The organism is Paenibacillus sp. P4_E11, assembly GCF_056401635.1.
In genome coordinates, this window is the sequence record NZ_JBFUIX010000012.1 from 39,885 (window position 1) to 53,141 (window position 13,257).

General features: G+C 53.0%; 9 protein-coding genes. 8 read left to right on the forward strand and 1 reads right to left on the reverse strand.

The window, feature by feature from the left end:
- Positions 1–50: 50 nt before the first annotated feature.
- Positions 51–1,289, forward strand: a complete 1,239-nt coding sequence (locus AC1DWB_RS07545) for an argininosuccinate synthase (RefSeq protein ID WP_477540429.1) — start codon at positions 51–53, stop codon at positions 1,287–1,289.
- Between the two features lie 513 nt (positions 1,290–1,802).
- The gene (argH, locus tag AC1DWB_RS07550; RefSeq protein ID WP_477540430.1) at positions 1,803–3,218 is read left to right on the forward strand and encodes an argininosuccinate lyase; all 1,416 of its coding nucleotides are present in this window, start codon (positions 1,803–1,805) and stop codon (positions 3,216–3,218) included.
- A 61-nt stretch (positions 3,219–3,279) separates the two neighbouring features.
- Here argH and AC1DWB_RS07555 read toward each other — a convergent pair whose 3' ends face one another.
- A complete protein-coding gene (locus tag AC1DWB_RS07555; RefSeq protein WP_477540431.1) occupies positions 3,280–4,953 on the reverse strand; it encodes a VanW family protein in 1,674 nt (557 codons plus the stop codon).
- Between the two features lie 265 nt (positions 4,954–5,218).
- On the opposite strand from AC1DWB_RS07555, the gene ftsE reads away from it, so the two are divergent.
- From ftsE to uvrB, 6 genes are all read left to right on the forward strand, one after another.
- On the forward strand, positions 5,219–5,905 hold the full coding sequence (ftsE, locus tag AC1DWB_RS07560) for a cell division ATP-binding protein FtsE (protein ID WP_477540432.1): 687 nt from the start codon (positions 5,219–5,221) through the stop codon (positions 5,903–5,905).
- On the forward strand, positions 5,895–6,812 hold the full coding sequence (gene ftsX, locus AC1DWB_RS07565; protein WP_477540433.1) for a permease-like cell division protein FtsX: 918 nt from the start codon (positions 5,895–5,897) through the stop codon (positions 6,810–6,812). Before ftsE ends, ftsX begins: the two co-directional genes overlap by 11 nt.
- A gap of 65 nt (positions 6,813–6,877) precedes the next feature.
- Complete coding sequence (locus AC1DWB_RS07570; protein ID WP_477540434.1) at positions 6,878–8,074, forward strand: murein hydrolase activator EnvC family protein; 1,197 nt, start codon at positions 6,878–6,880, stop codon at positions 8,072–8,074.
- Between the two features lie 97 nt (positions 8,075–8,171).
- Positions 8,172–9,620 carry a S41 family peptidase gene (locus tag AC1DWB_RS07575; RefSeq protein WP_477540435.1) on the forward strand — a complete coding sequence of 483 codons (1,449 nt, stop codon included), beginning with the start codon at positions 8,172–8,174 and terminating at the stop codon, positions 9,618–9,620.
- Between the two features lie 137 nt (positions 9,621–9,757).
- On the forward strand, positions 9,758–11,047 hold the full coding sequence (locus AC1DWB_RS07580; protein ID WP_477540436.1) for a PDZ domain-containing protein: 1,290 nt from the start codon (positions 9,758–9,760) through the stop codon (positions 11,045–11,047).
- Between the two features lie 188 nt (positions 11,048–11,235).
- The gene (uvrB, locus tag AC1DWB_RS07585) at positions 11,236–13,245 is read left to right on the forward strand and encodes an excinuclease ABC subunit UvrB (protein WP_477540468.1); all 2,010 of its coding nucleotides are present in this window, start codon (positions 11,236–11,238) and stop codon (positions 13,243–13,245) included.
- Positions 13,246–13,257: the final 12 nt, after the last annotated feature.

The following is a 13,257-nucleotide window of genomic DNA, read 5'->3' on the forward strand; positions in this document are numbered from 1 at the left end:
CAATCTAACTTTCGAACTATTCGATATATTAAGTAAAGGGGAACCGAATCATGGCTAAAGATAAAATCGTACTCGCCTATTCCGGCGGGCTGGATACATCCGTCATCCTCACGTGGTTGAAGGAGACTTATGACGCGGAGATCATTGCATTCACCGCCGATATTGGGCAAGGAGACGAGCTGGATGGACTGGAAGAGAAGGCGCTGCGCACCGGAGCTTCCAAAGTATACATCGATGACTTGACGGAAGAATTCGCACGCGACTTCATCAACCCGATGTTCGCGGCAGGTGCCCTGTATGAAGGGCAATATTTGCTCGGCACGAGCATTGCCCGTCCGCTGATCGCGAAGCGTATGGTCGAGATTGCCCGCGCCGAGGGCGCTACCTACATTGCGCATGGCGCAACAGGGAAGGGCAACGACCAGGTCCGCTTCGAACTGACTGCGGCGGCACTCGCGCCTGAGATCTCCGTGATCGCGCCATGGCGCGACGAGTTGTTCCGCGAGACGTTCCCGGGACGCGCGGAGATGATCGCGTATGCCGAGAAGCACGGCATCAACGTGACGGCAAGTGCGGCCAAGCCGTACTCGACCGACCGCAACCTGCTGCATATCAGCTTCGAGAGCGGCATGCTGGAGGACCCTTGGTTCGACGCAGCAGCGGACTCCAACCGCGATATGTATGTACTGAGCGTAGATCCGCAAGATGCTCCGAATGAAGCGGAATACATCGAGCTGGAATTCGAGAAGGGACTCTGCGTTGCTGTGAATGGCGAGAAAATGATTCCTCTGAAAATCATGGAGACGTTGAACACGATCGGCGGCAAGCACGGAATCGGCCGCGTAGACATGGTCGAGAACCGTTTTGTAGGCATGAAGAGCCGCGGCGTATATGAGACGCCAGGCGGCACGATTCTGTTCGCCGCTCACCGTAAAATGGAATCACTCACAATGGATCGTGAAGTGATGCACCTGCGTGATGGCTTGATTCCGCGCTATGCATCACTCGTATACAACGGCTTCTGGTTCGCGCCGGAGCGGTTAGCTATTCAGGCACTTGTAACCGAGAGCCAGAAGAATGTGACCGGAACGGTCCGTCTGAAGCTGTACAAGGGCAACGTGATCGGCGCCGGCGTGAAGAGTCCGGTCAGCCTGTACAACCCGAACATCGCTACGATGGAAGCTGATCCAACGCAAGCTTATAACCAGAACGATGCGACAGGTTTCATCCGCTTGAATGCACTGCGGTTGAAGGTCGCGTCAGGCGTGCATCAGAACGCTGACAAGTAATAAGTCAGTGCTTGATGCACGAGCATGAGTTGTTGTGGCCGGGACGATTGAGATGATCGACGTGACTGATGTTGGATGTGACTGATGATGATCAGTGTGACTAATGTTGGAATGATCGCAGTGACCAAGTATGATCAGCATGACCCGGGATTTGGTAATCAGACGTCAAGTCGTGCTCGGACTACATGACACAACAGGGCTACAACCAGATGGGCCGCGCAAGCGGCCTATTTTTGAAGATAAGGTGTAAGGAAAAGAAGGGTCGGTCTGGCTATTGCCAAATAAAGGAACAGAGTTCCTCTATTCTAGACAATTGTTCAGATTCAGCAGAATTAGAGGAACTCAGTTCCGCTATTCGTCTCTTTTTCGCCCCAAAAGACCATTTAATATGAAATAAGGGAATTCAGTTCCTCTATTTTCACAAGATACGGCTGCAGACTCAGAATAGAGGAACTCAGTTCCCTAATTGTTAGAAGTTTTTCTCAGATAGAAAGAAAAAGGAGCGGGAAAATCGTGTCCAAGCTGTGGGGTGGGCGGTTCACCAAAAAAACCGATCAGTTAGTAGAAGAGTATACGGCTTCCATCATGTTCGACAAGGAACTGGCGGAAGAAGACATTCAGGGCAGTCTCGCTCATGTAGCGATGCTGGGTAAGCAAGGGATCTTGCCGATGGCCGACGTCGAGACGATTCAGGACGGGCTTCACCGGGTTATGAATCGGATTCGCCGCGGAGAAATGGAATTTTCCATCGGCGATGAAGATATTCATATGAACATCGAGAAGGCGCTCATCGACGATGTAGGGCCGGTGGGTGGTAAGCTCCACACGGGCCGCAGCCGGAATGACCAGGTCGCCACTGACATGCACCTGTACTTGCGCAAGCGCGTAGTAGAGTTCGTCGGGCTGTTGGCGAAGCTGCAGGAATCGCTGCTTACTCAGGCGAAGGCGAACCTGGACACAATTGTCCCGGGGTATACACATCTTCAGCGGGCGCAGCCGATCTTGTTTGCCCATCATCTGATGGCGTACGTATCGATGTTCCAGCGTGACGCGGAGCGCTTGCAGGACAGCTACAAGCGGATTAACATGCTGCCGCTGGGTGCTGGTGCTTTGGCGGGGACGACGTTCCCGATCGACCGGCATTTTGTCGCGGCGCAGCTCGGGTTCGAGCGTGTGTACGAGAACAGTCTCGACGCGGTAAGCGATCGTGACTTCATCGTAGAGTTCCTATCGAACGCTTCGATGATTATGCTGCATTTGTCGCGCTTTTGCGAAGAGCTTGTGTTGTGGTCCAGCACCGAGTTCCAATTCGTCGAGCTGGATGACGCGTTTTGCACAGGAAGCAGCATTATGCCTCAGAAGAAAAACCCGGATGTGGCCGAGCTGGTGCGGGGGAAAACCGGACGCGTGTACGGCAATCTCATGGGCATGCTAACAGTGCTCAAATCGCTGCCGCTCGCCTACAACAAGGATATGCAAGAAGACAAAGAAGGTATGTTTGATACCGTACGCACGCTGCAGGGAGCTCTTCAGCTGTTTGCGCCGATGGTAGCCACGATGAAGGTGAACAAGGACCGGATGCGTCAAGCGGTGAATCAGGATTTTTCCAACGCGACCGATATTGCCGATTTCTTGGTGAACAAAGGGTTGCCGTTCCGCCAGGCGCATGAAGTTATCGGGAAGACCGTCCTGTACTGCATTCAGAACAAGAAATATTTGCTAGACCTGACACTCGACGAGTTCACCCAGTTCTCCAAGCTGTTCGATGAGCAGATATACAAAGTACTGCAGCCGGAGCAGGTCGTCAACGCGCGCAACGTATATGGAGGAACGGCCTCCAATCAAGTCGCGGAAGCGATTGAGCGTGCCGAGCAGGAATGGCAGAAGGCGCAGGCTTGGGTAGACACTTATTTGGAGAAGAGCAAGTAACAGATTCGAGCTGGGTCTATAGGAAGTCCCTGGGACGTAACAAGTCTCGGGGGCTTTTTTTCTATTGCCGAAAAGCCCCCGTGATCGAGTGGAATGTCGGGCCGCTGATGCCGTCTTCCAGCATATTGCGTTTCTCCTTGGGGTTGGGATTGGGTTTGGACGGTTGGGTCTCATTGGACCGGTTTCGGGCGACTAAGGTTGGTTGAGGCTGATAGGTGTCTTTGGAGATAAGCTCCTTGGTTTCTACCGTTCCATTCTGACGGCGTATTCGATAAGTTTCTACCACATAACCCGGCTTACCTTCTTGTAATAGCGTTTCTTGTCCAGCTGCCAATGTCGGGTTGACGACTACTTTTACAGGTGGAGTAATCGTTTCAATCGTGTTGGAGACAATTTCGTAGGACAAAGCTTCAGACATGCGACCGAACAGCTTGACGGTAATGCCGGTATCGGTGACGTCGGTGCGAATTTGCAGGTAGCTGCCTGTATTGTTACGAAACTTGAAGTTGATCCACCCGTCCGCATATGTGGCGTCCTGTCCCAGCGGAGCATAGCTGATCGGCAGAGAGTGATTCCGGCGTTCCGTAATTTGCAGTCCGGCGCGAAGTACTGCGTTGTACAAAGTCGTGGACACTTGGCAAATGCCTCCTCCGATGCCTGGCACGAGCTTACCGTTCAGAATGACGGGGGCTTCTTTGAAGCCGAACTGTTGCTGAGTCGCGCGGATTATTTGACTGTAATCGAATTCCTCCTCAGGCTTCAGAATCGTATCGTGTATCGTTTGCGCTGTGGATCGGATGTTATGTTTGCGCCCCTCTCCGCTTATGGGGAAAAACGTACTGAATTCTATGATCTTGCGGTCGATCCCTTCGGCTCGCAGTGTATCTACGGTAACCGTAGGTGCAATCGTTTCGAGCGGGAGGGTGATGACGGTTGGCTCAGTGGGTGTAGTTGTAGGCAAGGCCATTAGTCGGAGGACTGCCGAACGCTGACCTCCGATGGATTCGGCAGGGGCTGCGATCAGCCCCCGGAATATCCGCTCGGCGGTTGTGCCGAGCTCCAGCACGAGCGCGTCGGCGTTGACTTGGGCCGCCGACTTGCCCGGTACATAGCCGACTCGATCGTCGGCGGTAATGACGCGGCGCGCCTCCTGTGGGCGCGCTTGCAGCAGTTGCGGCCACAGCGAGCCGACGGCGCGCAGCGCGGCTGTGCGGTCCGCGTGCAGCTCAAGCGGCACGCGCGCATCGCGCATGCTCCAGCGGGCGCGGGCGCGCTGGAGCTTGGAGCCGCGGAACAGCTGCGCGGCGGCCGCCTCTAGGCGGGACACGTCCACGTTCAGGCCTAGCTCCGCTAGGCTGAACGTGCCCGCCGTTGCCGCCGTGCCCGCTGCCGCGCCGTAGCTGCCCGCCGCCGCGCCGTAGCTGCCCGCCGTGGCCGCCGTAGCCGCCGTGCCCGCCGCCGCGCCGTAGCTGGCCGCCGTAGCCGCCGTGCCCGCCGCCGCGCCTTCCGGCAGCACAAAGCGGACGCGGCTCTGCAGCAGCGCCTCCAGCCGCCGCTGCAGCTCGTCGCGGAAGTCGGCCTCGCGCACCCCGGCCACCCGCCATTCTCCCCACACAAAGCCTGTGGGGAATGTATGCTGCCCGGCGTAAGCCGCCAGTCCGGCAAAACCGATCCCCCACACGATGAGGGTGATCAGCAAGACGGTGTTCCACTTTCGTATCGATCGTATCCGCATATTCCCGCGCTCCTTGCCTTTACTGCTTGGTTGGTTAGTTGTTCCAATTCGCTCTCCCGCCACGATTATCCCGCTAGCCTGTACATCTCATCTATATGCGCCAGGTCGTCCAACTATTTCCACCCGTCCTATTTCGACATTTCTTCAAATCAGCGAAAAAAAAGAGATCTCCAGCAACAATGTGTTGAATTTCACCAATTCATAGAGGATTTGCGGCATTTATGTCGAACCCTTATAAGCTAACTATTTTCAGGATGTGATGGTATTGATCGAATTGCAGGATGTTTGGAAGACGTACCCCGACGGCACGCACGCCCTGAGAGGGGTCAGTGTCAAGATCGATTCGAATGAATTCGTTTATGTAGTGGGTCCTTCCGGTGCCGGAAAGTCCACATTCATGAAATTAATATATCGCGAAGAGCGCCCAACCAAAGGACATATTTTCGTCAACGGGTTTAATCTGGAACGGTTGAAGCAGCGGAAAATCCCTTATGTCCGACGCAACATCGGCGTGATTTTTCAAGATTTCAAGCTGCTGCCTAAGATGACCGTGTATGAAAATGTCGCTTTCGCGATGGAAGTTGTCGAAGCACCGAAGAAGCTGATCAAGAAACGCACACTTGATGTGTTGGAATTGGTAAGGCTTCGCGGGAAGACGGGTTCCTACCCGAATCAGCTATCCGGCGGCGAACAGCAGCGCGTAGCGATTGCCCGGGCGATCGTCAACAACCCCTCGGTGATTATTGCGGACGAACCTACCGGGAATTTGGATCCTGAGACGTCATGGGAAATTATGAAGCTGATGGAGGAAATCAACTTTCGCGGTGCAACCATCGTCATGGCTACCCATAACCGGGAAATCGTTAACACGATGCGCAAACGGGTGTTGGCTATCGAGCACGGACTTATCGCACGGGATGAGCTGAGGGGGGAGTACGGCTATGAAGATTAGAACCTTCATCCGTCACACCCGAGAGGGGACTCGCAACGTCATTCGGAACGGTTGGATGACCTTCGCATCCGTTGGCGCTATCGCCATCTCGCTCTTTATTCTGGGCGTGTTCCTCATTCTAGCTTTGAACGTGAACTATTTAGCTACACAGATTGAGAGCCAGGTAGAGATAAGGGTATATCTAGAGGTCAACACACCGGATGCCCAGATGAATAATGTGCGCAAGGAAATTGAGGCCCTGCCTAATGTCAGCAACGTCGCTTTTATTTCCAAAGAGGACGGGCTCAAACTGCTGAGGGAGAAGTTAGGCGAAGACGGTCGCGAGCTGCTGGAAGGCTTCGATGGAGACAACAATCCGTTGAACGACTCGTTTACCGTAGAAGTGGACGACCCGCATGCCGTCAATCAAGTGGCGGATCAGATCAAGCTGATTAACAACGGGAAAAATCCACAGCCGATCTACAAGATCAGCTATGGCAAGGGAACCGTTGAGACGCTGTTCAAAATAACGGGCATTGTCCGCAATGTAGGCCTCGTCTTTGTAGCTATGCTAGCGTTTACCGCGATGTTCCTGATCTCCAACACGATCAAGATCACCATCGTCGCCAGACGCAAAGAGATTGGCATTATGAAGCTTGTCGGCGCTACCAATGGATTCATTCGCTGGCCTTTCTTCATCGAGGGTGGGCTGCTCGGCATCACTGGCTCTGCTATTCCCGTTGTTGTCCTGTTATACGGATACATGGAATTGTACAACTATACGAAGCTGGAGCTCGGCCTGATGCTGATCAAGCTGATCCCCCTTCAGGATTTATTCTGGCCGGTTACCGGCCTGCTGCTCGGCATCGGGGTCATGATCGGCATATGGGGAACGCTGCTGTCGGTACGCAAGTTTTTGCGGGTATAAGAAAGGCCTGTCGTCGGATGATGGCGGGTAATGGAGTGAAATGGAAGAAGGAGGATCGATTGATTTTGAAAAAAACGACACTGTCCCTCATCCTGGCTGTTTGCATAACAGTACTGGTTACACTTCCGAATACGGGGTATGCGCTAACGGATAAAGAAATTGAGAATCAGCTGGATCTGAACAAGAAGAAGGCGGCTGACGCAGTCAAGAAGCAACTGGACGCTGATAAGCAGAAGAAAGATGTTGTTCAGCAGAAGGCACAAGAGCTCAAGAACGCTCAGGAGCTGGCTACTCAAATCGAGGATCAGAACGACCAACTGACTGCCTTGAACAAGCAAACGAATCAAGTAACGGAAGAGCTGAAACAGACGAACAAGCAGCTCGTTGAAGCAGAAGATCGGGTCACGGCCAGGGACAATATGATGAAATCCCGAGTACGGCTGATGTATACGAACGGATTCGTTTCGTACTTGGAAGTGCTGCTGGAGGCGACCAGCTTCACTGATTTCCTGGATCGCTATCAGGCTCTGAAATCAATTGTAGGACAAGATAAGGAAATATTGGCAGCGAACAAGAAGGACCGGCAGGCAGTTGAGGTAAAGAAGGGCGAAGTGGAGACGCAATTGACACAAGTGCAGACGTTAGCCACCCAGGCCGAATTGATCAAGAATGCGCTCGTCACGAAGGAGAAAGAAAAGGAAGTACTGATCGCCAGCCTAGCCAACAAGGAAAAGGCGCTTGAAATGATCAGTGATCAGCAGCAGCAAGAGTCGGTCAAGCTAGCTAATGAGAACAAGGTGCTCCTCCAGAAGCAGCGGGAGAATCAGGCGGCTAAGGTAGCGGCTCCTTCACCTTATACGGGCGGGCAACTTTCCTGGCCATTGCCAGGCAGAACGATGCTTTCCTCCGGGTTCGGCTACCGCGTCGATCCGATTAATAAATCCGATGCCAACCATACAGGAATTGATATTCCCGCACCTGCAGGAACAGCGATCATGGCGGCCGAGTCGGGAACGGTCATCATCGCCCGTTATGTGAACGGCTATGGCAACACCGTCGTTATCGATCACGGGTCGATCCAGTCATGGTACGGTCATATTCGGAACAATGGCATTGTCGTGAAGGAAGGCGACGATGTGAAGCGCGGTCAGAAGATTGCTGAAGTAGGCTCTACTGGGCGCTCTACAGGCAATCACTTGCATTTTGAGATTCGTAAGAACGATACGCCGGTCAGTCCACTTCCTTATGTGACGGCCAAGTAGGATTCATTTCCAGCTCGACTCATAAATCGTACATGCCTGTCATACAATAGGAACGTGCATCTAATAGAAGTCGGGTATGAAGGGCGGTGCGAACCGAATGTTTTTGAGAGGCCGCAATCTAGTTATTTTTATCGCCTTCTTGCTGTTGGGGATGTTTGCCAGCAGCATTTTGACATTGACCATCGTGCAGCCATCAAGCACTTCGGGCAAGGCGAAGCCCCCCTCCTCAGCAACAGCTGGATTCTCAGCGGAGGAATTGAAGAAGCTGTCGACCACGTACAAGCTAATTCAGGATAATTATGTGTCCGAAGTGGACAAGACCAAGGTCATTGACGGAGCTGTCAATGGGATGCTTGCTGCACTGGACGATCCGTACACCACCTATATGGATAAGAAGGAAGCCGGACAATTCCAGGACATTCTGAATTCCACCTTTCAAGGGATAGGAGCGGAAGTATCGCTTGAAGAGGGGCGAGTGAAGGTCGTTTCGCCGATTAAGGGTTCACCTGCAGAGAAAGCGGGTATTCTGGCCAATGATGTCATTACGGCAGTGAATGGCGAGAAGCTGGATGGGTTGAACTTGACCGAAGCCGTGAGCAAGATTCGTGGACCGAAGGGTTCGCAAGCGAAACTGCAAATTATGCGTACAGGTATGGAAGCGATTGAGGTCATCGTCGTACGTGACGATATTCCAGTCGAGACGGTGTATTCCGAGATGCTCGAAGGTCAGGTGGGCAAGATCGAGATCCGTGAATTCGTCCAGCATACCGCACAGAAGTTCAAAGAAGCGCTCAAGCAGCTGGAAGATCAGGGAATGAAAGGCTTGGTCATCGACGTTCGGAACAATCCGGGTGGACTGTTCCCTGCTGTAATCGAGATGTCGGAGCCGTTCGTTCCATCAGGCAAATCGATTGTGCAGGTGGAAGACCGAGAAGGACAGAAGCAAGCGACTGTTTCCAAGGGAGCCGGCAAGAAATATCCGGTCGCGGTTCTGATCAACAACGGCAGCGCGAGTGCGTCCGAGATTATGGCAGGTGCTCTTCAGGAAATGGGCGGTGCTAAGCTCGTTGGAGAGAAGACGTACGGCAAGGGCACGGTTCAGATCACGTTCGACAAGGAACTCGGTGACGGCAGTAACATCAAGATGACGATTATGAAGTGGCTCACCCCGAACGGTACATGGATACACAAGAAAGGGATTGCTCCTGATATGTTGGTTGAGCAGCCTGCTTTCTTCAAGGTAGCACCACTTACGAAGAAGACGGTCCTGAAGCAGGATATGACAGGCGAAGATGTGAAAAACCTGCAGATCATGCTGGACGGGATCGGGCAGACACCAGGGCGAATGGACGGATACTTCAACGATAAGACCGTTATCGCGGTCAAGGCGTTCCAAAGGCTGAACAACTTGCCAGTAACGGGCGAAGTCGACGAGAAGACGGCGCAGAAGCTGGAAGAGATGGTAGCGAAGGAAATTCGTAGTCCGAAAAATGATTTGCAGCTGAAATCGGCCGTACAGTACGTACAAGGGGCCGCTGGAAAATAAGGAACGGTAATGACTGGGAATTTACGCGTCAGGGCAGGATATTCGGTCCTTCGCGTCGAAAATAGGAGAGAAGGGGAGCACTCGACCTTCTTTCCTTTTTTGTATTGGATATGTTTTGTGTAAAAGGAGACAGTCTCATGGATGTGACTCTTGACGTTCTAGATCGAATGCTGCAAGCTTTCTTGCACGGATTGATTCAACCGTTTTACTACATAGGTATTCTCTTTGTAGCTTTTCAATATCACAAGCAAATTCAGCTGGAGCGAAAGCTGTTCTCTACCCGGCTGCATTCCTTGCTGGATACGACTTGGCGAACCGTTCTGGCCGGCATTGTGGCCGGGTTCATCGGTTCTGTCGTGATGGCCTTTGTGGGCGCTACGCTTACACAGGAGGCCTTGTGGTGGGTGTGGGGAATAACGATTGTGCTGGCTTTATTCCGGATTCGATTCCTATGCATGGCCTACGCGGTCGGTGTGCTTGGCATTCTGCATGAAGTTGCAGCCATGTTCCCAGCATGGGGAGAAGGGACGTCGTTCGAAGGGGTCGTCGGGTCGCTCAAAGATTTGCCGATGACGGCGCTCCTGGCTATGGTTGGGATTCTTCATCTGATGGAAGCCGGATTTGTTAGATGGCAAGGAAGTAAGATGGCCATGCCGCTCTTCGTGGAAAACAAACGCGGACGGATGATCGGCAGCTATCGACTGCAGCAGTTCTGGCCGGTTCCGTTGTTCCTGCTCGTTCCAATGGCAGGGGGCTCGTCGTCTGAACTGCCATGGACACCGCTGCTCGGAGGCGATGTATGGGCTTCAGGGTGGAGTATAGCGGCGTTCCCGGTGTTGCTCGGATATGCCGAATCCACACTCTCCCGATTGCCGCGCGAGAAAGTGGCTTTGAGTGCGAAGCGTCTGCTTCTCTATGCGTTGGTTGTGCTGGGTTTGGCGGCATTAGCGGAATGGCTGCCTCCTCTGATTGCCCTCGTTTCCTTCCTGGTCATTGTGCTGCATGAAGCGATTATATGGCTGGGTGAACGTGCAGAACTGCAAGAGCCGCCACGATTTGTACACGGGGACCGAGGATTGACGATTCTAGCGGTATTGCCCAACGGGCCTGCAGCCGAGATGGGTCTGGAAGCAGGAGAAGTCATCGTCAAAGTGAACGGCATCGCCATCGCTACTCGAATAGAGCTGCATCAGGCATTGAGTGCCAATCCCGCGTACAGCAAGCTGGAAGTGCTCAATCTGGAAGGCCAGAGCAAGTTCGTCGGACGTGCTATTTTCGCAGATGATCATTACCAGTTGGGCGTAGTGCTCTGTCCGGACGACCAAGTACGTTACTACGCTCCAATGAAAGAGAGAAGCTTGATCGGGTTGTGGAAGCGTTCATGGAAAGGGAGACCGTCAAGGCCGCAGCCGGGAGAGACGGTATAGAATAGATCAGTTGTTTGCAGGGAGACGGAAACGTCTCTTTTTTTTGCGGCGGAATCTCCAACTCTGTATCTGTCCAGGTAGGGTTGGATTTGCAAGAAACGGGTAATAGTTGTATAATGGACGGGAACAAACATTCGTAACGATACATTTACAATCTAACTATAGAGCAGGAGAGTTGGCGCAGGGTGATGAAGGATAACATTGATATTGTCGTCAATCCCAAGTCGTTTGAACTAGTATCGGAATTCGAGCCGCAGGGCGATCAGCCGGAAGCGATCAAGGAGCTTGTAGCCGGTGTGCTGGAAGGCAAGAGGGAGCAGACGCTGCTGGGTGCAACCGGGACGGGTAAGACGTTTACAGCTGCCCAAGTGATTGCGAAGCTGAATCGGCCAACCTTGATTATTGCTCACAACAAGACGCTTGCCGCCCAGCTGTGCAGCGAATTCCAAGAGTTTTTCCCCAACAACGCAGTCTCCTACTTCGTCAGTTACTACGACTATTACCAGCCTGAAGCTTACATTGCCTCCTCCGACACTTACATCGAGAAAGATTCCAGCATCAATGAAGAGATCGATAAGCTTCGACATTCGGCTACCAGCTCCTTGTTCGAACGCAGAGACGTCATTATCGTAGCCAGCGTATCGTGCATCTACGGGTTAGGATCGCCGAAGGAATATCGGGATCTCGTGCTGTCTCTTCGAGTTGGAATGGAACGCCCTCGCAATCAAATCTTGCATCTGCTGGTCGATATCCAGTATCAACGCAACGATTTGAACTTTGTCCGGGGGACGTTTCGCGTACGCGGAGACGTTATTGAGATCTTCCCGGCTTCGCGCGGGGAACAGGCGATTCGGGTCGAGCTGTTCGGCGATGAGATTGAGCGGATTACGGAGATTAACGTCTTAACCGGCGAAATACTCGGGGAACGCGACCATGTAGCCATCTTCCCGGCCTCTCACTTCGTGACGCATGAGGATCGGATGAAGCTTGCCCTTGTTGACATCGAGCGTGAGCTGGAGGAGCGTCTGGCTGAGCTGAAGGAGAACGGTAAGCTTCTTGAGGCGCAGCGGCTGGAACAGCGCACCCGATACGATATTGAGATGATGCAGGAGATGGGTTTCTGTTCCGGCATTGAGAACTATTCAGGACCGTTGACGTTCCGGGAACGGGGCGCAACCCCATATACGTTAATGGACTATTTTCCGGATGATATGCTCATTATGGTCGATGAATCGCACGTAACACTGCCACAGATTCGCGGGATGTACAACGGAGACCGCGCTCGGAAGGAAGTGCTCGTAGAGCATGGCTTCCGCTTGCCGTCTGCCTTGGATAACCGCCCGCTGCGATTCGAGGAGTTCGAGGGGAAGATCAGTCAAGCTATATATATTTCCGCTACACCAGGCCCCTATGAGACGGAACATTGTCCGACAATGGTACAACAGATCATTCGTCCGACCGGTCTAGTAGATCCGCACATCGAAGTACGTCCGACTAAAGGGCAGATTGACGATTTGATCGGGGAAATCAACGACCGGATTAGTAAGGATGAGCGGGTACTTGTCACCACACTGACGAAGAAGATGTCGGAGGACTTGACCGACTACTTGAAGGAGATTGGTATCAAGGTGCGCTACTTGCATTCGGATATCAAGACTCTGGAGCGGATGCAGCTGCTGCGCGATCTACGGCTGGGTGTGTACCATGTATTGATCGGGATTAACTTGTTGAGGGAAGGCTTGGACCTTCCAGAAGTATCGCTCGTCGCGATTCTGGATGCAGACAAGGAAGGCTTCCTGCGTTCCGAGCGTTCACTCATTCAGACAATCGGCCGTGCAGCCCGGAACTCGGAAGGTCACGTTATCTTGTACGGCGATAAGATTACGGATTCGATGGACAAGGCGATTCGAGAGACGGATCGTCGTCGCGCCATCCAAGAGTCGTACAATGTCGAGCATGGGATTACCCCGCAGACCATTCAGAAGAAAGTGCGAGACGTCATTGAAGCGACGAAGGTTGCCGAGCAGAAGGCAGATTATTTGGGCTCGTTCAAGGACGAGAAGATGTCCAAGAAAGACCGCGCTGCGATGATCGAACGTCTGGAAGTGGAGATGAAGGAAGCGGCGAAGAACCTGCAGTTCGAGCGTGCGGCTGAGCTTCGCGATGCTGTATTGGAGCTGAAGGCACAGCAGCAATGAATATAGGCAGGC

What these genes read in the sequence shown, in the direction of transcription:
- ftsX (WP_477540433.1), top strand. Translation starts at nt 5,895, where the DNA reads ATGAAGATTAGAACCTTCATCCGTCACACCCGAGAGGGGACTCGCAAC.
- AC1DWB_RS07580 (WP_477540436.1), top strand. Translation starts at nt 9,758, where the DNA reads ATGGATGTGACTCTTGACGTTCTAGATCGAATGCTGCAAGCTTTCTTG.
- AC1DWB_RS07575 (WP_477540435.1), top strand. Translation starts at nt 8,172, where the DNA reads ATGTTTTTGAGAGGCCGCAATCTAGTTATTTTTATCGCCTTCTTGCTG.
- uvrB (WP_477540468.1), top strand. Translation starts at nt 11,236, where the DNA reads ATGAAGGATAACATTGATATTGTCGTCAATCCCAAGTCGTTTGAACTA.
- AC1DWB_RS07555 (WP_477540431.1), bottom strand. Translation starts at nt 4,953, where the DNA reads ATGCGGATACGATCGATACGAAAGTGGAACACCGTCTTGCTGATCACC.
- AC1DWB_RS07545 (WP_477540429.1), top strand. Translation starts at nt 51, where the DNA reads ATGGCTAAAGATAAAATCGTACTCGCCTATTCCGGCGGGCTGGATACA.